Raw genomic sequence first — 19,256 nt, 5'->3', positions numbered from 1 at the left:
GACATGAAACAAGTAGCAGCGAACATGGCAGGGACTGTTATCAATGTACTGGTACAAGTCGGAGATGAAATCAGTGCAGGGCAAGACGTCGTCGTATTGGAATCCATGAAGATGGAGGTTCCAGTCCAGGCGGAAGTAGCGGGCAAAGTAGTAGAAGTTAAAGCGAATATCGGCGATTTTGTAAACGAAGGCGATATCCTCGTATCCGTGGAGTAGTTTTTATATTAATTCTAATCTGAGCGCCCGCTTGGCGAGGGGAGGTGCAGGATGAAGATTCAAATCGTGGAAGTGGGTCCACGGGATGGGCTGCAGAATGAAAAAGAAATGGTTTCGACGTCAGCGAAAATTCAGCTGATCGACAAGCTGGCAGCAGCAGGCTTGAAACGAATAGAGGCAACTTCCTTTGTCAATCCGCGCTGGATCCCTCAGCTTGCCGATGCAGAAGACGTGCTGAAAGGGATCAAGCGGCAAAACGAGGTCACTTACAGTGCCCTCGTCCCGAATCTTCGCGGGATGGAGCGAGCGCGTGAAAGCGGGTTGACCGAAGTCGCGCTGTTCATGTCTGCCTCCGAGACGCATAACTTGAAAAACATCAACAAGTCCATAGAAGATACGTTTCCTGTTTTGCGGCAGGTGGCGCGAGAAGCTTTGGCTCTGGGCATGCGCGTGCGAGGGTACGTATCTACCGTGTTTGGCTGCCCCTACGAAGGCAATGTGCCCGTCGACAACAGCCGTCGGGTGACAAATGAGCTGCTCGAGATGGGGGTTTTCGAAGTATCCCTTGGTGATACGATCGGAGTGGCTACGCCAAAGCAAGTACGGGAAGTCATGGAAAAGCTTGTGAAAGACACTGCGAGCGATCGATTGGCAGGGCACTTTCATGACACCAGAGGAACGGGTTTGGCAAATGTCCTCGCTGCCTTAGACACGGGTATTCGGACATTTGACAGCTCGATCGGAGGGCTGGGTGGTTGCCCGTATGCGCCCGGTGCAGCAGGGAACATATCCACCGAGGACCTGGTGTATATGCTAAACGGCATGGAATATGAGACGGGAGTGGACCTGAATCTGCTCCTGGATGCCGGTGCATTTATTCAACAGGAACTGGGACGGGAGCTGCCGTCAAAAGTTTTAAAAGCGCATCTTGCAGCTCAATCCGCCTCATCATCCCATTCAAACCAGGAGGATGGAGCATGACCGTTACTTTGCAGAAAAAAGGCTGCGTCGGAGTTCTGACGTTGGAACGGCCAGAGGTCTTTAACTGCCTCAATATGGATACGCTCGCTGTCCTTCGCAAGCTCATCGCAGAAGTGGCGCAGGACCGTGAGATTCGCGTCGTGATCGTAACAGGCTCGGGTGAAAAGGCATTCTGCTCGGGAGCGGATCTGCATGAGCGCCGGACGATGTCAGAGGAACAGGTACAGGATTACATCCGGACCATTCGTGACACCTTTACGGAGCTGGAGAAACTGCCGAAGCCGGTCATTGCAGCCATCAATGGTTTGGCGCTGGGAGGCGGGACCGAGCTGGCCCTGGCTTGCGACCTGCGCATCATGAGTGAATCTGCTCAAATGGGGCTGACGGAGACTTCTTTAGGCATCATTCCGGGTGCGGGAGGTACACAGAGGCTTCCAAGGCTGGTCGGCAAAGGAATAGCCAAAGAGCTGATCTTCAGCGCACGTCGTGTCCGTCCGCCAGAAGCCTTGTCGATTGGCTTGGTGAATCGGGTAGTTCCAGCTGAGCAGCTGATGACGACGACCTTCTCGCTGGCAGAAGAAATTGCCGCCAACGCGCCATTGGCTCTGGCTCAAGCCAAATACGCCATGGATAGTGGGCTCGAGGTAGATTTGACCACAGGTTTGCAAATCGAAAGTGACGCCTATCAGCTGCTGATCGCCACCAAAGATCGACTGGAAGGACTGGCAGCCTTTCAACAAAAACGAAAACCGGTATATTGCGGAGAGTAAGAGGGGGACGCCTATGAGTAAGCACTTGGAAGAGACGCTGCGTGAAAAGATCGCCCAGGTAGAAAAAGGGGGCGATGCGAAATACCATGAGAAGCTGAAGGAGCAAAATAAGCTGTTTGTTCGCGACCGTCTGAAGCTGCTGTTCGATGGTGAATTCACCGTAGAAGACGGCTTGTTCGCGAATGTGATGGCGGGTGACCTGCCGGCCGATGGCGTCGTGACTGCCATCGGCAAGGTGCATGGACAAACCGTATGCGTGATGGCCAATGATTCGACGGTCAAAGCAGGGTCCTGGGGCTCCCGGACCGTGGAAAAGATCATCCGCATCCAGGAGACAGCAGAAAAAATGCGCGTTCCATTGATCTATCTGGTGGACTCGGCGGGTGCGCGAATTACCGACCAGCTCGAGATGTTCCCTGGACGGCGTGGAGCAGGCCGAATCTTCTATAATGAAGTCAAGCTGTCGGGAAAGATTCCGCAAATCTGCATTCTCTTTGGTCCATCCGCAGCAGGCGGTGCTTACATTCCTGCGTTTTGCGATATTGTCATCATGGTAGACAAAAACGCCAGCATGTACTTAGGCTCTCCGCGCATGGCCGAAATGGTAATCGGCGAGAAAGTATCCCTGGAGGAGCTGGGGGGAGCGCGCATGCACTGCACGGTTAGCGGATGCGGTGACGTCCTCGCAGCAAATGAAGAAGAAGCGATTCAGTCAGCTCGCACGTACATCAGCTTCTTCCCGCCGAATTATACGGTTGAACCACCGGAAGCTGCGGCAAAGCCTCCGGTCGAAACAGCCAAAGAGATCTCGGCGATCGTCCCGGAAAATCAGAACGCCGCTTTTAATATGCATGATTTGATTACCGCTCTGGTGGACGAGGGCTCTTTCTATGAAATCAAAAAGCTGTTCGCGCAGGAGCTGATCACGGGACTGGCTCGATTGAACGGGAAGCCTGTCGGCATTATTGCCAATCAGCCACGTGTAAAAGGGGGCGTCCTTTTCGTGGACTCAGCGGACAAAGCAGCACGCTTCATTACTTTGTGCGATGCGTTTCAAATTCCGCTGTTGTTCCTGGCAGACGTACCTGGCTTCATGATTGGTACGGCTGTTGAGCGGGCAGGCATTATCCGACACGGAGCGAAGATGATTTCCGCAATGGCAGAAGCCACAGTCCCTAAAATCTCGGTTATTGTTCGCAAAGCATATGGTGCAGGGCTGTATGCAATGGCAAGTGCAGCGTTTGAACCGGATGCATGCCTTGCGCTGCCAGGTGCGCAAATTGCCGTGATGGGTCCGGAAGCAGCTGTGAATGCGGTCTACAGCAACAAAATTCAGGCAATCGAAGATCCGCAGGAACGCCAAAGCTTCATCATGGAAAAACGCAAGGAGTACCAAGAGGATATCGATCTGTATTTGTTGGCGTCCAATCTGATCGTCGATGCCATCATTCCACCCAGCGACCTGCGTCAAGAGCTGATCAACCGCTACGACGTATATAAAGGAAAGAGACAAACGTTCTCCGATCGCAAACATCCTGTATACCCTGTCTAGTTTGCTGCACAGGCTGGCTTCCGCTTTGGAAGTCAGCCTTATCCAGTATAAGGGCAACTAAGGATCCACCAAAAGGCTTGGTGGAACCAAGTTTTTCTAATATCCGCTATATGTGCCGAAAGCTTCAAGGAAGCTTGGCAGAGCCCAGTTTCTCATGAAAGATTTGGAAAGCTGCTAAAAAATTTTTCGACAATTCCGATCTTTTTTGCGCCAATCAATTGAACAATCTCCTAAACTCTGTTATTCTTGAAAATAAGTATTGATTAATGTAGGTGAACAAATGCAGGCTAAAAAAGACAATTTGCAAATCGCTGTTGTTGGCGGTGGTTCTGTTGGGTTGCTGTACGCGGCTAGGCTTGCTCTCTATGGACAAGCAGTGACTGTCGTGACGCGCCGTTCACCCCAATCAAATCAGTTGATGCAAAATCGGCTCACCCTACAAGATTTGGATGGACAGAAAAAAATCGTCTCGGTAAATGCCCAGTCGATCGAGCATGGATTACCGCACGCCCACTTGTACTTGCTAGGCGTGAAGCAGACGGAGTTGCCAGACTTGCTGCCAATGCTGCAAAAGCTGCCTGCGGATGCGCGCGTCATCGCTTTGCAAAACGGTTTGGGGCACGAAGAGCAGCTGTCAAACGTTTTATCCGAAAGACAATGCTTTTTTGCCATCAATACAGAAGGGGCAAGAAGGCTATCGGCTACAGAAGTCGCCCATACAGGAAGCGGTCTTTTGCGGATTGGTCCATGGGTGAAAAGGGGAATAGCCGACCCGGTCATAAATTCGTTCATTGCTACAGCCATTTCAGCTGGCATGAACGTACAGCTAGAAGAATCCATCAAGCCATTTGCCTGGAAAAAGCTCATGGCGAATGCGCTGATAAATCCGTTAACGGCCTTGTTTGACATCCCGAATGGTGCCCTGCTGGACAGCCCGGATACGTTGAAGCTGATGCGCGAGCTCTTTGAAGAGGCCTCGGCAGTAGCTTTCGCAAACGGCCAGAAAATGGGGGAGACCGACTGGCAGGAAATTGTCACCATTTGCCGAAATACTTCCCGAAATCATTCCTCCATGTTGCAGGACGTAAAGAGGCAGAAGCGGACGGAAGTGGAATCGATCAACGGCTACCTCGTCGCTCGAGGGAAAGAGGCTGGGATCACCACTCCTTTGCATGAAGTGCTTTTGCGTTTAATCCTCTTAAAAACGGACATGGGTATGGAAAAGGAGGGAGGCGACATTAGATGACCATGTTGGCGAATGTCTGGGCCTATTTTTGGGGGACGCTGACGGTTGTGCCTTTTCTTGGATTTCCACTCGTTTATCTCGTAGTTTACGGATGGAAGCGGGACAAGAAGCTGGCGGGCCGTTGGGCGGTGAATATCACGAATTTTTTGTTGATTCGTTCTGTCGTTGCCGCGTATGGCATCATCTGGCCACAAGCTTTGTCGGCTTGGTGGTGGGTGGTTTGCTTTTTTCTGATCACGATCGCTTTACTCGGATGGGTACAAGTGAAGTTCAAAGGAAAGCTGTCCCTGAAAAAGGTTGGATTTTCCGCATGGCGTTTGTCGTTTCTCTGGTTTGGAATTGTCTACATAGTGCTGTTTACGACCGGTATAGTCAAGACGATGGGTGTCGTATAGAGCGCTGTTGATACATATCGTATTTATTCCGATAAGAAAGAAGGTTGGAACTATGCGACTTCCCATCGAGACCATCGGCCACAAGATTCGAATGATTCGGAAAGAGCGCGGCTTTACCTTGGAGATCATGGCGAGTAAAACCGGGCTCAGCAAAGGACTGCTCAGCCAAGTAGAACGTGGCATTTCTCAGCCGTCCCTGGACTCGCTGTGGAAAATCACGAAAGCACTCGAGTCACCCATCATTCACTTTTTTGAAGACATTGATCAAAAACAGGTGCATGTCACTCGTGTGCAAAAGCGACGTCAGCTGGTCTTTCCAGAATCGACGGGCACGTATTCCCTGCTCTCCATGGGGGGAAGCGCAAAGCTCGGAATGCTGGAGGTACGCCTTCTGCCAGGTGAAATGGTAGTGGACAAGTTCGTTCAGTCGGAAGGCGAAGAATGCTTTACCGTCATTGCGGGAAGTGTGACAACGCGATTTAACGATGAAGAACATGTCTTGGAGGCAGGCGACAGCATTGCGTTTGACAGCAGCAAAAACCATTCGGTTGAAAATACGGGGGACGAAGAAGCGGTGCTAATTTGGACCGTGACGCCGCCACAATTTTAACGAAAAAACTCGTCTCTACACTTTGACAACCCATAAAAATGGGTTGTCTTGTTTTTTGTAGCGAGGGAGCATGGTATAATTTGCAGTGACCATGGCCCAAGAAAGGTGAGCTTGCATGAACGTTGAATGTCTTACACTTCCGTTGGCTAATAGGCTGGCACAGGAGTATCAGCAAGGAAACGCTTCCGCCCTTCAGTTCTTTGCCTACCATCCTTATGAGAAAAAGGCGTATCAGGAACGGTTGGAGTGGCTTCGCGGACGTACTGATTACAACCGCGATCAGCTGGCGGAAGGCTTATATACTTTTAACAAAAAGATTGGGACGCACCAGGAGGCGCTGAACCAGATTGAGCTGCTCAGACGTCCGGATACGTTTGTCATCATTGGTGGTCAGCAGGCAGGCATATTGACGGGGCCGCTGTACACGATTCACAAAGCCGTTCATTTGATCCAGACGGCGAAAAGACTCTCGGCAGAGCTCGACGTCAATGTCGTCCCTGTTTTTTGGATTGCCGGAGAAGACCATGACATTGACGAGATTGACCATCTCTATTGGCTGGCAGACAGAGAGACGCGGCTGCACAAGGAACGGATGAATCTCAATAAAAAAGGCCGTGTGTCCGCTAGCAGCTTGCCTTTGGACGAGGAAGCATGTGAACAGTTTCTGACGCAATTTTTTCATGGGCATCCGGAAACGGAAGAAACGGCTGCGATTCGTGAACTGCTAAAATCGTCGGCATCCTCCTCCGAGAGTGTCGCCGAATGGTTTGCCCGTCTGATGGCGCATCTTTTTGGCAAGCATGGACTCATTTTGGTTGAATCCTCGCTTCCGTTTGTACGAGAGCTGGAGAGTCCGATCTTCCAGAATGTGATTGAACAAAATGAACAAGTTGCAGACCTGTTGCTAAAAGCAGCAGACCGCCTTACAACGGCAGGCTATCCACTACAGCTGCAAATTGAGGAGCATCAGGCCAATCTGTTCCTGTACGAAGGAAAAGACAGGCTCTTGCTGGAACGACACGGAGATCGCTTTGTCAATCGGCGAGCATCCTACAGCCGTGCAGAACTGAGTAAACTGGCGAAAGAGCACCCTGAGCGCTTTAGCTCGAATGTGGTGACGCGCGGTCTGATGCAGGAGCATCTATTCCCATCTCTCGCTTTTATTGGAGGACCGGGTGAGATTGCCTACTGGGCGTATTATCGGGAAGTTTTTGAACTGTTTGGGATGAGAATGCCAATCGTTCTGCCTCGTATGTCCATCACCTTGATGGAGGGAGCGCAAGAAAGACTGCTTGAAGGATTCGGCTTGACGGTTGAGGATGTTCTGACACGATTTGGAAAATGGAAAGAAGCGTGGTCGGAGCAGCAAGAGCCGCATCCCCTGCAGCGTCAATTTGCCGAAGCGAGAGCGTCTATTGAAGCGACCTACCGTCCACTGGTAGAAGAGGTTGTCCGCCTGGATCATGGACTGCGCCACCTGGCTGACAAGAATACCGAGTTGTTACTTGCTCAGGTAGCTTTTTTGGAGGAGCGGCTCGTGCGTTCCTTGCAGCAGCGAGATGATGTTGACTATAGACGTATTGCGCGGATCGAGGCATCTCTGTTACCTGAGGGGGGCTTGCAGGAGAGGAAGCTGTCTTTCTTCCCATTTGCCAACAAATATGGTTTGAGCCTTGTGGATCGTCTAGTGGAAGCGCCTTTTGCTCACGACGGAACTCATCAAATCTTTTACGTGTAACAGGAAAGGCGAAATTTATGTCGAAAGCCAAATGATCGGGAAGACAGCCGGTTGTTTGGCTTTTTGTCTGTTTCCTCCATCCGTTGTACAAGCTGGAAATCTTTACTTGCCTATATGACGAAACATTTCCGACAAATTTTGCGTCAAACGAATAAGTCATGGCTTCTGTAGAAAGGTGGTTACAAAGGATGCAGAACTTTCTGCGACAAATGGGGAAAAAGGCGACGGCGATGACGCTGTTGCTGTCCTTTGCCGTAACAGGCGTTGCCACCTGTGGTGTCGGCGTGGAGAAGGCTTTCGCTCGTGAAGATGTGGTCACTCGAGCAGGCATGTTTACGGATAGTACAGGGCACTGGGCGGCCAAGGATATAGAAGCAGCTGCAAAAAACGGATGGATACAAGGCTTCCCGGATGGAACCTTTCAACCGGAGCAAACGGTCACACAAGAGCAATTTCTCTCTCTGATCGAGCGGGTTCTCCCTAGTTTCACCGGACACGAACCGGATGCCTTCATACGCGATACGTATCTGAAGCAGGCAGAGGGACGTTGGTCTGAAAAAACATACACCCATCTGGCAGCAGCGGGAATATTGCCGACAGGTAAGCCAACGGACCCGATGAATCGTCTGGAAGCGACGCGAATCTTGCTCGCGGCATTGGGGCATCAGTCAGAAGGGGAAAAGTATCGAGGGACCAAAGCGAAGTTTTTCTCGGATCTTTCAACGGATGACGAAGCGCAAGTGATGATTGCCTATCCTGCCTACAAGATGGGAATTATGGCGGGCTATCCGGACGGAACCTTTCGCCCAGCTGAAAAAATCAGCCGAGCGCAGGCAGTCGTATTAGTAAACCGCTTGGAGCGTCAAATCCATGAGCTTTATCCAGGCACGGTTACAGATGTGGAAAAGCAAGGGATGACGAAAGCTGTTTCGGCTTTTGTCGGGATAGTAATGGATCAGGAACAGATTCGTCGCTACGATGATCTCGTCTCTTACGTCAAGAAGAATAAGCTGCCGGTTACCGAGTCATTTTTGCGGGAGCATTTTTCGTTTATGCAATACGAAGTCTACGACTACATTCGTTTTCCGCGCTTTAACGAGTTGACCTACTATGCGAAAATCGGGTTGGGCAAATATCGGATGACCGTACAGTATTACTCTGGGGAACTGGGAGGTAGCGTAGACAAGACGTTCTACCTGTCCTCGATGGATGGCAAAACATTTCGTTTGATCGGAAAAGACGAATAGAGCATAGAAAAGGCGCGCCGGTATGTGGCACGCCTTTTTATTTTGCATCAAACTGTTTTGTTACGTCCGGCACCTATGCCGAAAAAGAGCAGCACAAAACTTACAAAGACCAGCGTCCACAACGGATAGGTCCAGGAGTGGGTCAAATCAAACAAAAAGCCAATGAACATGGGGCCGATAGCCGAAAGCAGATACCCGACGGACTGAGCCATCCCCGACAATTTTGCCGCCTCCTGTACGCTGGACGAGCGTATGACAATCATCGTGAGAGCGAGGCTGATGAGTGCCCCTTGTGCGATTCCGAGCAGGATCAGACTGGTGAACAAGATAAACAGGTTTCCGTCAACCAGCAGTCCTGCAAAGCCGAACAAAGATAAGATGCTGACGATGACAGCCATCAGACGCTGATCTTTGATGCGCCCGGCGAGAACAGGAGTCAAAAAGCTCGCAGGCAAGCTGACGACCTGCACCAGAGACAGCAGCCAGCCAGCCGTACCAGGCTCCATGCCGTGATGCGCTAAAATAGCAGGCAGCCAAGAGATGGTGCTGTAGAAGAGAAACGACTGCAAGCCCATGAACAAAGTCACATGCCAAGCGAGCGTGGAGCTCCACACCTTGCGAGGAGCAGAGGGTGTCTGCTTGGCTGAAAAGGAAACGTCTTTTGCCCGAACCTGCGGCAACCAGCAGAGGAAGGCCACTACCGCGATAACTGTCCAAAAGGCGAGCGAGCCCTTCCAGCCAAGCTGTGCGCCATGAGCCAATGGGATGCTGACCCCGGAAGCTAAAGCCGCCATCGTAGACATGGACGTCGTATACACACTGGTCATTAATCCTGCCTTTGAAGGAAAACGCTGTTTCACCAGACTCGGCAGAAGGACGTTAAATACCGCAATGGCTGCTCCGATCAAGGCAGTTCCTGCGAACAGAGAAAAGATAAAGCCAGTAGAACGAAGCGGGATCCCGATCAGCAGGACCAGCAGTCCAAGCAAGAGCGTTCTCTCCACTCCGAAGCGTTGGCCGATCGAAGGAACGATCGGAGAGAAGAGTCCAAAAGCGAGTAAAGGAACGGTGGTCAGCATGCCGGATATTCCATTGGATAGCCCGAGCTCGCTGCGAATGTCTCCGACCAGTGGACCTACTGAGGTCAAGGGAGACCGCATCGTGAAAGACAGTATAATGATACCCGCCACGATCAGGAAAGGGTTGGGCGTGACAGGCTGCGCCTTTTCCTCTGTTGCGGCAAGTGCTTGGTTGCTCATAGCGGCAAATCTCCTTCCTGAATGAAAGAAGCCAAGGCAGCTTTGCTGGCTTCGATCACATTGCGTACAGCTGCTTCAGCCGCATCTGGGTCTTGAATAGAGATGGCTTCCACCAATTCCGCATGCGTTTTGAACTGGGTTTGTATATGGCCGGTTAGATCCACGGTGCTATTGACGGATAGGTGAAGCGACTCTGCCATATGCTTGTACAGATCGATCATCACACTGTTTTTCGTAGCTTCCGCGATGGCGATGTGAAAAGCGACGTCAGCACGTACATAGGCGTCAACATCCTGAAATACATGGTAGGCTTGCTCAAGCTTCTCGCGTATGTTCGCCAAATCACTGGTGGAGCGGCGCATGGCTGCCAGTCGGGCGATTTCTCGCTCAAGGCCATACCGGACCTCCAAAATTTCAAACACGGCCGAGCGCTGCAGTCTGCGCTGCATCGCCGCTCCAAACACACTGGAGGAGCGTACGTAAGTGCCATCTCCTTGACGGGCTTCCAGCATTCCTGTATGAATGAGTGCTTGAACCGCTTCTCGCAGCGTATTTCGGCTGACACCAAGCTGCTCTATAAGCTCAGGTTCTGGTGGGATGCGCTCCCCAACCTTCCAGACCCCGGCTTCTACGCGCTTGGCCAATTGCTCGACGATCTGCTTGACCAACGAGGAGCGAACCGTTTTTTGTAAAGACATTCTCCATACCTCCAAACATCCGATGATTGGTCGCGTGCGTATTGTAGCAGATGTTTTTTCGTCCTGGCAAGGGGAAAAGCTCCCAGCGGAGTTGGATGTGCAACTGCTTCCTACAAAAAACAGGCAGGACCCTTTCCCCTTAATGGGGGGTCACTGCCTGTTTTCTATGATTCTAGTGTCATCCTTTTTTTGCGGCGTTCCCAGAAAAGAGAGACAGCGACGATCGCAATCGGATACAGAGCGGACCATCCGAGGAACGGATACAGGCCAACTGTAAACAGGAGCGATACCCAGGAAGCGATCCGTCCAATACGGCTCTCGCGTAAAAGTCGTACACCCGCCAGACAACCACCGATATAGGTAGCGATAAAGGAGGCGTTCGGCAGTTCGATGAGGCGACTCAGATCAATCCATCCAAAATAGAGTACAGAGAGTACGATGGCAAAGCAGAGGGCCAGAAAAGCAAGGCCGCCAACCGGAGTGCCATACTTGGGATGCAAAGCGCCAAACCATTTCGGTGCAACCTGTTCCTTGGCAAGCGAATAGGCGATTCTGGATGCAGCTCCTACATAGGCGTTTGCTGCCGCGATACAGATGAACAAAGCCGTAATCGCAACGATCCAGCCGCCAACCGGTCCGAGCGATAGCTGGATCATAATACTCAGGGAGGCAGCAGATAGGCCATCGCCATAGCTATGTGTGGCAACTGTCATGAAAGCGACGGCAAAGTACAGCAAAGCTACGAGTCCTGCGCTCCAAAGAACGCCTCGGATCGCGTTTTTAGTAGGATCTACAAACTCCTCGGATAAATGAGTCACAGCCTCCCAGCCAATGAAGCACCAGAACAGCAAGCCGGCTGCCTGGATGACGCTAACCCAACCGCTCGGCGCAAACGGCACGAAGTTGGCGGCAGAGGCGTGCGGCAAGGAGGCGACGACGGCAAGGATCAAGATCGTAATAATCAAAGATACGACAATCGTCTGTACGCGGGCTGCGACGTTCATGCCGAGTACATTCATGGCCAGAACGGAGACGAGGATTAGTACGGCGGCTGCATACAGCTGTCCGTCACCCCAGTTTAACAGGACAGCGAGATAATTGGCCCCGGTTACACTGAGTATCGGAGCGCCCATTGGAACCGACAGGAGGAAAAACCAGCCGACCATATTGCCGAAGCGGTCCCCATAAGCGTTTCGTACAAAAGTAGACACACCGCCTGCACTTGGATATTTCGCGGAAAGAAGACCCATTGTGATCGCCATCGGAACCACTAGGATGGACATGACTAGCCAAGCCAGGATGGAGGCTGGGCCCGCTTTTTCAGCAGCTAAGCCGGGTATGAGCAAAATCCCTGAACCGATGACGGCACCCACATACAAAGCCACGATTTGTGGCAGGCCCAAAGTTTTTGCCAGTCCAGACGCATTGGAGGACGTTTTCCCCATGATGAAATCCCTCACTCTTCTCGATCAAAGATTTATATGGTCGTAGTGTAGCATAGACTTTGGAATCGGAGTTATCTATAATATTAGATAGAGTAAATCGGAAAAACCGATCGAATGGGGGAGAGGAATGGATACGCGCTATTTGCAGACGTTCCGAGAGGTAGCCAAGTGCCAGAGCTTTACTCGTGCCGCAGAGGTATTGGGCTACGCGCAGTCGAGCGTTACCATGCAGATTCAGAACCTGGAAAACGAGTTTGGGATCACGCTGTTCGAGCGATGGGGGAGAAAAATCAGGCTCACCCACGCAGGAGAGGCGCTGCTCGCCTATAGTGATCAGGTCATGGCCATTCTGGATGAAGCCCGGGGAAATCTGTCTGAGCAGGCACAAATAGCCGGGACGCTCAGTATAGGTACAGTAGAGTCACTCGCTGCTTTTTTCCTGCCCCCTTATTTGCAAAAATTTCGTCAGGAGCATTCGCGTATGCGACTCCTTTTGCACCCAGGCATCTGCCACGATTTGCGTCAGGGTGTAAAGGAAGGCAAGTACGATTTCGTCGTTGTTTTGGATTGGCTGCAGGAGCATCCCGAGCTGAACAATGTAAATCTCGGCGAGGAAAAGCTTGTTGTGATTGCGGCTCCAGGACACCGCCTCAGCGAAAAGAAGCAGATTGAAGCAAAGGATTTCGCTGGAGAAAACTGGATTTTCACAGAAGCAGGCTGCAGCTATCGCTCGATCATGGAAGCTGTCCTGAGGGATGCGGAGGCGCACATCGACATGACGATGGAGTTTGGCAGTCTGGAGGCGATCAAGCAATGCGTCGCTTACGATTTGGGCATCGCGCTGGTTCCCTATATTGCAGTAGCAGAGGAAGCGGAAAAAGGCACGCTCATCATTCTGCCTTTCTCTCATCCCGAGGTGCGTGTATACCGTCAGCTTGTTTATCATAAAAAGAAGTGGATGTCCCAGCCTATGCGTCATTTTCTGGAGTTACTTGCGAACGCCGAGGAGTCGCAGGAGCCGAAGTCAGCGAAAATGGGTTGATCAGGAAAAACAGATGATGATTGCATGTACTTGCGTATGATATGATTAGGGCTGAGTTGGTATCATTGTACTTTTCATACTACCGAGGCCCTAGCTCAGGTAGAGGTTTTCTTAATGATGAAGGAGGTCCATCCGTACATGAACATGGTTTCTGAAAGCATTGTAAAGGACATGGCGTTGGCTCACAATGGCCATCTGAAAATTGACTGGGTAAAAGAGCATATGCCCGTACTGAACCGCATCCGAGAGCGCTTTGAAAAAGAGCAGCCGTTTGCCGGTCTGAAAGTAGCGATCTCCCTTCACCTGGAAGCAAAGACAGCTTACCTCGCAAAAGTCGTGCAAGCTGGCGGCGCTGAGGTAACCATCACAGGCTCCAATCCTTTGTCTACACAAGATGACGTGTGCGCTGCTCTCGTGGAAGACGGCATTCGCGTTTTTGCCAAATACAATCCCGATCCAGCAGAATACAAAGAGCACCTGATCAAAACATTGGAAACACGCCCTGACCTGATCATCGATGACGGTGGCGATCTGGTAACCATCCTCCACAGCGAGCGTCGCGACCTGCTCTCCCAAGTGCGTGGTGGCGCAGAAGAAACGACAACAGGTATTCTTCGCCTGAAAGCATTGGAAAAAGAAGGCAAGCTGGAATTCCCGATGGTTGCCGTTAACGACGCATTCTGCAAATACTTGTTTGACAACCGCTATGGTACAGGCCAATCCGTTTGGGATGGAATCAACCGCACAACAAACCTTGTTGTAGCTGGAAAAACCGTTGTTGTAGTTGGTTACGGCTGGTGCGGAAAAGGTGTGGCGATGCGTGCAAAAGGTCTGGGTGCGAAAGTCATCGTAACCGAGATCGACGCGATCAAAGCAGTTGAAGCCTACATGGATGGCTTCGAAGTGATGCCGATGAGCGAAGCAGCAAAACACGGCGATTACTTCGTGACTGTTACGGGTAACCGCGATGTCATCCGCAAAGAACACTTTGAAGTGATGAAAGATGGCGCGATCCTCTCCAATGCAGGGCACTTTGATGTCGAAGTGAACAAAGTGGAGCTGGATGCTTTGTCGACTTCCCGCCGCATCGTTCGCAAGGATATCGAAGAATTTGTCATGGCAGATGGTCGAAAAGTGTATCTGCTCGCAGAAGGTCGTCTGGTAAACCTGGCAGCAGGTGACGGTCACCCAGCTGAAATCATGGATATGACATTCGCGCTGCAAGCTGTTTCCCTGGCTTACGTAAACGAGCAGTACAAAGCGATCGGCAAACAAGTACTGAATGTGCCTTATGAGCTGGACGCGATGGTCGCTCAATACAAATTGGAAGCACTCGGAATCGGTATCGACAAATTGACCGACGAGCAAAAATCCTATTTGGATAGCTGGGTCGAATAGACTGCGAAAACCGTCCTTTCCCGGCAAAAAAATAAACGAAAAAATCCTGCTTACAAATGCAGGATTTTTTTTTATAATAACAAGTAGGCAAAGTGGGGAAAAGTGGGGGAAAGTGGAGCCACTCGGTAGGAAAGTGGGGGACTAGGGCGTGTTCATGGGGGAATACCAGCATAGCATTGACGAAAAAGGCCGCCTGACCATCCCAGCCAAGTTCCGAGAAGGGCTAGGTACTACCTTCGTGATTACCCGCGGTTTGGACCAGTGTTTATTTGCCTACCCGATGGAAGAATGGAAGCAGCTCGAGGAACGACTGAAAACACTGCCCTTTACCAAAGCAGATGCGCGTGCTTTTACACGTTTCTTCTTTTCCGGTGCGACCGAATGCGAGTGGGACAAGCAGGGAAGGGTAAACATACCACAGAATCTGCGTGAACATGCTGGCATGCAAAAGGAATGTGTCGTCATCGGCGTATCCAATCGTGTAGAGGTATGGAGCAAGGAGCGCTGGGAGGATTACTTTGCCCAGTCCGAAAGCTCTTTTGGCGATATTGCCGAAAAGCTGGTTGACTTTCAATTGTAGCAGCAAGAAGAACGGGAGTGACGATCTTGTCGTTTCATCATGTAACCGTATTACGGGACGAAGCTGTCGCCGGACTGAACATTCGGCCAGGCGGTATTTATGTGGATTGTACGTTAGGGGGAGCAGGGCACAGCTGCCTGATCGCATCCCAACTGACAGAGGGTGGACGTCTGATTGCCATCGATCAGGACGATTGGGCACTGGATAACGCCAGGGAGCGTTTGTCTGCCTATATGGATCGAGTGACGCTGGTGAAGAGCAATTTTCGCCATATCAAGGATATAGTGAGCGATCTGGGCTTGGATGGAGTGGACGGTGTCCTGTTTGATCTGGGTGTCTCATCTCCACAGCTGGATGAGGGCGAACGCGGCTTCAGCTACAATGCCGATGCACCGCTGGACATGCGGATGGATCAGCAGGCAGCGCTGACCGCCTACGACATCATCAACGAGTGGGAAGAAGAGGAGATTGCCAAGGTCATCTGGGAGTATGGAGAAGAGAAATTTTCCCGGCGAATTGCCCGGCAAATCGTTCAATACCGCGCCAAACAGCCAGTTCAGACAACCGGTGAGCTCGTGGAGTTGATCAAGGAAGGGATCCCGGCAGCGGCTCGCCGCACAGGACCTCATCCGGCGAAACGCACGTTCCAGGCCATCCGGATCGCTGTAAATGACGAATTGAATGCCTTTAAAGAAGCAGTAGCTGACGCCATCAGTGTTCTTCGCCCAGAAGGCAGGGTGAGTGTCATCACGTTCCACTCCTTGGAGGATCGCATTTGCAAGCAAGTCTATCAGGAGCTGTCAAAAGGATGTACTTGCCCGCCATCCTTTCCGATTTGTGCATGCGGGAACAAAGCGACGGTCAAAGTCATTACTCGAAAGCCGATCCTGCCTTCTGCAGAAGAGCTGGAAGCGAATCCTCGTGCGCGCTCCGCAAAGCTGCGTGTTGCAGAAAAGCTGTAAGCGACTACCACTAACATCTACGGGAAAAGGAGAGAATGAGCAATGAGCTACTACCGCGGTAACCTGGCTGTGGAGCTAGAAAGACAGTCGCGCACAGTAACCAAAACCAAACGAACCATTCGCATTAAGCCAACGATACCGACAGGAGAAAAGCTGTTGTATCTCCTTTTTATCTCGATCACTGTGATCGGGCTGGGGCTGGTCGGTGTACGGTACTCGCAGATTTCGCAATACAATTACGACATTCAAAGCACCAAAAAAGAGAATCGTCTCCTGTCGGAAAAAAATGCCGCTGTCAAACTTCAAATTGAACAGCTGAGCAACCGCGACCGCATCCAAAATGAAGCGGAAAGACAGGGCATGATGTTTAATCCAGAAGCGGTGCATGTGATCGGCCAGTCAAAAAGCCAAGCGAAAGTACAGGCCAGCTCTCTTCCCGCAGCACAAACAGAGCAAAGGTAATCATAATGTTACTGTCGTTCATCGCAGTAACATTTTTTCTTAAGGATGATTGCTCAGCCGGTACGACTGTTTTCTTCAGGGATGAATAGATAGAGCCGATAAAAGTAGAGGGACGGGAACAAAGCTTGATGAATGGCAGGAAGTCGCCTATGGCAAGCGACGATCATTGTTTTGATGGAGTGAGGTAACGTGGAAGGAAAACGACGCGTAAATTGGCGGATATTAATGCTCGCTCTCTGCATGATCCTGGTATTCTCCGGTTTGAGTTTTCGTATTTGGTGGATCCAGACAGTAGATGCAGCGAAAATTATGGACTATGCGAGTGGTCAATGGGATTGGGAGAAGACCCTAAAGCCGAAGCGGGGCGCCATTATGGACCGGAATGGCGAGATCCTTGCCTACGAAGGGAAAGCCTACACGGTAAACGCCCGATTAAAGCCGCAGAACGAGAAGGACCAGGACTTCGTCAAGGATCCGTACTATACGGCACAGACTTTGGCCAAAATTTTGAATGCTCCGGTAGATCAGCTGTTAAAGCCGTTGACAAAGCCGAATTCCAAGGTCGTTTTGCTGGGGCGCTGGGGTAGCAAGATTACCGAAGAACAGAAAAAGATGATACAGAACGCGCAGTTCCCGAAGCTGCCCAGTGGTGAACAAGTAGAAACGAATCAGCTGCCAGGCATTTATTTGACAGAAACCACACGCCGTTTTTATCCGAACAACAGCTTCGCCGCCCATGTGCTCGGTTATCTTGATTTCGATGATCAGCCTAAAATGGGGATCGAGCTGCAGATGGATGAAGCGCTCCGCGGAGAAAAGGGCGAGATGGAGGTCATGACGGACGGAGCGGGTTACCAGCTTCCGGATGGTGAACGAAAGTACAAGCCTGCCAAAGACGGTGATAACGTCTACCTGACCATCGATCGCCAAATCCAGGATTACGTCGAGCAGGCACTGGACAAGGCAGAACGCGATTTCAAGCCAAAGGGACTCACCGTGGTGGTTTCCGACCCGCAGACCGGTGAAATTTTGGCGATGGGCAACCGCTCTCAGTTCAATCCAAACACGTATTATAACGGAATTACGAACTATACGAACCACGCGGTCACCACGATGTTTGAGCCGGGCTCGACTTTCAAGATTATCACCCTTGCGGCGGCGATCGAGGAAGGCTTGTTTAATCCAAACGATACCTATCAATCAGGTACATATACGATCAAAGGGCAAATTCCTATCCGTGACCATAACAACGGACAAGGGTGGGGGCGCATTAGTTACCTGGAAGGGGTACAGCGCTCCAGTAACGTGGTGTTTGTCATCCTCGGCTATGAAAAGCTGAAGCTGGAAAAGCTGAAGGACTACTTTGCCAAGTTCGGGATTGGTTCCATGACGGGAATCGAGCTTCCTTATGAGAAGAAGGGGAACTTGATCAACCTCGAAAAGCCGCAGTCTCCGCGTGACTGGGCTGTTACGACCTTTGGACAAGGGGTAACCGTTACAGCGGTTCAACAAATTGCAGCAGTTGGTGCGATTGCCAATGGCGGAGAGCTGTTAAAGCCGCATATTGTTAAAGAGCTGCGTGATCCGCATACAGGTGCAGTATTAAACCGATCGGAGCGCGAGGTAGTGCGCCGCGTCGTGAGTGCAGCGACTGCCAAGCAAACGCGAGATATTTTGGAGACAGTCGTCGAAGGGGATGCCGGGACAGGGAAAGCCTATCAGATTGAAGGCTACCATGTTGCGGGGAAAACCGGTACCGCTCAAAAATACGATCCGAATACAGGGAAGATCATGGAAGGGCATTACATCGCTTCCTTTATCGGATTTGCACCAAAAGACAATCCACGCCTGCTCGTTTATGTTGTGGTCGATGATCCGACTACAGACGAATGGTATGGTACATGGGGTAAAATGATCATTGCCCCGATTTTCAAATCCATCATGGAACGGAGCCTGCAGTATTTGCAGCAGCAACCCGATATTCAGGCAGCAAAAGCGGCTTCGTCGAAAACAGGGAAAGCAGAGACAGCCCCAGCCGCCCAGCCGCCTGTTCAGGAAGTGACGCTGCCGAAGTTTGTTGGGATGTCCAATACAGCCGCTCAGCTAAGAGCCAAGCAGGATCAGCTGACGGTCTCCGTGATCGGGACAGGTACCAAGGTAGTCGAGCAATATCCGGCGCCTTATGAGAAAGTGGTAACAGGGAGTCAGGTCGTTCTCGTCACCGATCGGGTCAAAGGCTCCAAAATGCCGGATTTCACGGGCAAATCCCTTAGAGATGTCATGGAATTCGGTTCATTGGTTAACATACCGGTAAAGGCGACCGGGGCAGGCTTCGTTGCCTCGCAGAGCATACCTCCGGGCACGGTTCTAGGTGGAACGGAGATGATTCAGGTCACTTTGCGTTCAGAGTCAGAACCGCCACCTGCGAATCCAAATACGCAAACCGGTGCGCCTGAAGGACAGGGAGTCGAAGACCAGTCTGGTACTGCAACCACGCCACCCGTCAACACGCAAGCAGGGACTGAGAGGGGCGCGACTGGAGGCACTCCACCGCCGTCCCATTCACAGGACTCTGCGAATAGCGATACGGGACAAACGGTAACCCCAGATACGAGTACAAGTCCATAGTTCTAAGTCGTCCCCCCGACGAATAGG

18 protein-coding genes are annotated in these 19,256 nt (G+C 51.3%); 15 read left to right on the top strand and 3 right to left on the bottom strand.

What is annotated here, in order from left to right; all coding sequences use genetic code 11:
* Positions 1-3 precede the first annotated feature (3 nt).
* The 9 genes from ACLIN2_RS19550 to ACLIN2_RS19510 all read left to right on the top strand — a co-directional run bounded on the left by ACLIN2_RS19550 (position 4) and on the right by ACLIN2_RS19510 (position 8,755).
* Positions 4-216, top strand: coding sequence for an acetyl-CoA carboxylase biotin carboxyl carrier protein subunit (locus ACLIN2_RS19550; RefSeq protein ID WP_092267740.1), 213 nt, complete (start codon positions 4-6; stop codon positions 214-216).
* Between the two features lie 51 nt (positions 217-267).
* Complete coding sequence (locus ACLIN2_RS19545) at positions 268-1,197, top strand: hydroxymethylglutaryl-CoA lyase (protein ID WP_411501883.1); 930 nt, start codon at positions 268-270, stop codon at positions 1,195-1,197.
* On the top strand, positions 1,194-1,967 hold the full coding sequence (locus ACLIN2_RS19540) for an enoyl-CoA hydratase-related protein (protein WP_092267742.1): 774 nt from the start codon (positions 1,194-1,196) through the stop codon (positions 1,965-1,967). Before ACLIN2_RS19545 ends, ACLIN2_RS19540 begins: the two co-directional genes overlap by 4 nt.
* 13 nt (positions 1,968-1,980) lie before the next feature.
* Positions 1,981-3,519: an acyl-CoA carboxylase subunit beta gene (locus tag ACLIN2_RS19535; protein ID WP_411501882.1), complete on the top strand. Its 1,539-nt coding sequence runs from the start codon at positions 1,981-1,983 to the stop codon at positions 3,517-3,519.
* A gap of 280 nt (positions 3,520-3,799) precedes the next feature.
* On the top strand, positions 3,800-4,765 hold the full coding sequence (locus ACLIN2_RS19530) for a ketopantoate reductase family protein (RefSeq protein WP_411501881.1): 966 nt from the start codon (positions 3,800-3,802) through the stop codon (positions 4,763-4,765).
* A complete protein-coding gene (locus ACLIN2_RS19525; RefSeq protein ID WP_092267745.1) occupies positions 4,762-5,160 on the top strand; it encodes a DUF3397 domain-containing protein in 399 nt (132 codons plus the stop codon). The genes ACLIN2_RS19530 and ACLIN2_RS19525 overlap by 4 nt, the downstream gene beginning before the upstream one ends.
* A 52-nt stretch (positions 5,161-5,212) precedes the next feature.
* Complete coding sequence (locus ACLIN2_RS19520) at positions 5,213-5,770, top strand: helix-turn-helix domain-containing protein (protein WP_411501880.1); 558 nt, start codon at positions 5,213-5,215, stop codon at positions 5,768-5,770.
* 115 nt (positions 5,771-5,885) lie between these two features.
* Positions 5,886-7,508: a bacillithiol biosynthesis cysteine-adding enzyme BshC gene (gene bshC / locus ACLIN2_RS19515; protein ID WP_411501879.1), complete on the top strand. Its 1,623-nt coding sequence runs from the start codon at positions 5,886-5,888 to the stop codon at positions 7,506-7,508.
* Positions 7,509-7,696: 188 nt separating this feature from the next.
* A complete protein-coding gene (locus tag ACLIN2_RS19510; RefSeq protein WP_092267748.1) occupies positions 7,697-8,755 on the top strand; it encodes an S-layer homology domain-containing protein in 1,059 nt (352 codons plus the stop codon).
* 47 nt (positions 8,756-8,802) lie between these two features.
* Here the strand turns inward: ACLIN2_RS19510 and ACLIN2_RS19505 are convergent, their stop codons facing one another.
* From ACLIN2_RS19505 to ACLIN2_RS19495, 3 genes are all read right to left on the bottom strand, one after another.
* Positions 8,803-10,014: a CynX/NimT family MFS transporter gene (locus tag ACLIN2_RS19505; RefSeq protein WP_411501878.1), complete on the bottom strand. Its 1,212-nt coding sequence runs from the start codon at positions 10,012-10,014 to the stop codon at positions 8,803-8,805.
* Positions 10,011-10,712 carry a FadR/GntR family transcriptional regulator gene (locus tag ACLIN2_RS19500; RefSeq protein WP_411501877.1) on the bottom strand — a complete coding sequence of 234 codons (702 nt, stop codon included), beginning with the start codon at positions 10,710-10,712 and terminating at the stop codon, positions 10,011-10,013. Before ACLIN2_RS19500 ends, ACLIN2_RS19505 begins: the two co-directional genes overlap by 4 nt.
* Positions 10,713-10,876: 164 nt before the next feature.
* Positions 10,877-12,157: an APC family permease gene (locus ACLIN2_RS19495; RefSeq protein ID WP_411501876.1), complete on the bottom strand. Its 1,281-nt coding sequence runs from the start codon at positions 12,155-12,157 to the stop codon at positions 10,877-10,879.
* Between the two features lie 127 nt (positions 12,158-12,284).
* Here ACLIN2_RS19495 and ACLIN2_RS19490 point away from each other — a divergent pair, with 127 nt between their 5' ends.
* From ACLIN2_RS19490 to ACLIN2_RS19465, 6 genes are all read left to right on the top strand, one after another.
* Positions 12,285-13,199, top strand: a complete 915-nt coding sequence (locus ACLIN2_RS19490; protein ID WP_411501875.1) for a LysR family transcriptional regulator — start codon at positions 12,285-12,287, stop codon at positions 13,197-13,199.
* Between the two features lie 138 nt (positions 13,200-13,337).
* Positions 13,338-14,597 carry an adenosylhomocysteinase gene (locus ACLIN2_RS19485; RefSeq protein ID WP_411501874.1) on the top strand — a complete coding sequence of 420 codons (1,260 nt, stop codon included), beginning with the start codon at positions 13,338-13,340 and terminating at the stop codon, positions 14,595-14,597.
* Positions 14,598-14,745: 148 nt separating this feature from the next.
* Entirely contained in the window at positions 14,746-15,177 is a 432-nt protein-coding gene (gene mraZ / locus ACLIN2_RS19480; RefSeq protein ID WP_092267754.1) for a division/cell wall cluster transcriptional repressor MraZ, read from the top strand.
* Positions 15,178-15,194: 17 nt separating this feature from the next.
* Positions 15,195-16,139 carry a 16S rRNA (cytosine(1402)-N(4))-methyltransferase RsmH gene (gene rsmH / locus ACLIN2_RS19475; RefSeq protein ID WP_411501873.1) on the top strand — a complete coding sequence of 315 codons (945 nt, stop codon included), beginning with the start codon at positions 15,195-15,197 and terminating at the stop codon, positions 16,137-16,139.
* Between the two features lie 42 nt (positions 16,140-16,181).
* Entirely contained in the window at positions 16,182-16,601 is a 420-nt protein-coding gene (locus tag ACLIN2_RS19470) for a cell division protein FtsL (RefSeq protein ID WP_411501872.1), read from the top strand.
* A 189-nt stretch (positions 16,602-16,790) separates the two neighbouring features.
* Complete coding sequence (locus ACLIN2_RS19465) at positions 16,791-19,229, top strand: penicillin-binding protein (protein WP_411501871.1); 2,439 nt, start codon at positions 16,791-16,793, stop codon at positions 19,227-19,229.
* The last annotated feature ends 27 nt before the right edge of the window (positions 19,230-19,256 follow it).

The sequence above is a fragment of the Brevibacillus centrosporus genome, from assembly GCF_046622605.1.
Lineage (GTDB): Bacteria > Bacillota > Bacilli > Brevibacillales > Brevibacillaceae > Brevibacillus > Brevibacillus centrosporus.
The sequence above is the reverse complement of the archived record's forward strand: the minus strand, read 5'-3'. Positions and strand labels throughout refer to the sequence as shown.

Coding starts and splice junctions, on each gene's coding strand:
- ACLIN2_RS19540 (WP_092267742.1), top strand. CDS start 1,194: ATGACCGTTACTTTGCAGAAAAAAGGCTGCGTCGGAGTTCTGACGTTG.
- bshC (WP_411501879.1), top strand. CDS start 5,886: ATGAACGTTGAATGTCTTACACTTCCGTTGGCTAATAGGCTGGCACAG.
- ACLIN2_RS19490 (WP_411501875.1), top strand. CDS start 12,285: ATGGATACGCGCTATTTGCAGACGTTCCGAGAGGTAGCCAAGTGCCAG.
- ACLIN2_RS19485 (WP_411501874.1), top strand. CDS start 13,338: ATGAACATGGTTTCTGAAAGCATTGTAAAGGACATGGCGTTGGCTCAC.
- ACLIN2_RS19500 (WP_411501877.1), bottom strand. CDS start 10,712: ATGTCTTTACAAAAAACGGTTCGCTCCTCGTTGGTCAAGCAGATCGTC.
- ACLIN2_RS19520 (WP_411501880.1), top strand. CDS start 5,213: ATGCGACTTCCCATCGAGACCATCGGCCACAAGATTCGAATGATTCGG.
- ACLIN2_RS19510 (WP_092267748.1), top strand. CDS start 7,697: ATGCAGAACTTTCTGCGACAAATGGGGAAAAAGGCGACGGCGATGACG.
- ACLIN2_RS19550 (WP_092267740.1), top strand. CDS start 4: ATGAAACAAGTAGCAGCGAACATGGCAGGGACTGTTATCAATGTACTG.
- ACLIN2_RS19525 (WP_092267745.1), top strand. CDS start 4,762: ATGACCATGTTGGCGAATGTCTGGGCCTATTTTTGGGGGACGCTGACG.
- ACLIN2_RS19495 (WP_411501876.1), bottom strand. CDS start 12,157: ATGGGGAAAACGTCCTCCAATGCGTCTGGACTGGCAAAAACTTTGGGC.
- ACLIN2_RS19505 (WP_411501878.1), bottom strand. CDS start 10,014: ATGAGCAACCAAGCACTTGCCGCAACAGAGGAAAAGGCGCAGCCTGTC.
- ACLIN2_RS19470 (WP_411501872.1), top strand. CDS start 16,182: ATGAGCTACTACCGCGGTAACCTGGCTGTGGAGCTAGAAAGACAGTCG.
- ACLIN2_RS19530 (WP_411501881.1), top strand. CDS start 3,800: ATGCAGGCTAAAAAAGACAATTTGCAAATCGCTGTTGTTGGCGGTGGT.
- ACLIN2_RS19535 (WP_411501882.1), top strand. CDS start 1,981: ATGAGTAAGCACTTGGAAGAGACGCTGCGTGAAAAGATCGCCCAGGTA.
- ACLIN2_RS19545 (WP_411501883.1), top strand. CDS start 268: ATGAAGATTCAAATCGTGGAAGTGGGTCCACGGGATGGGCTGCAGAAT.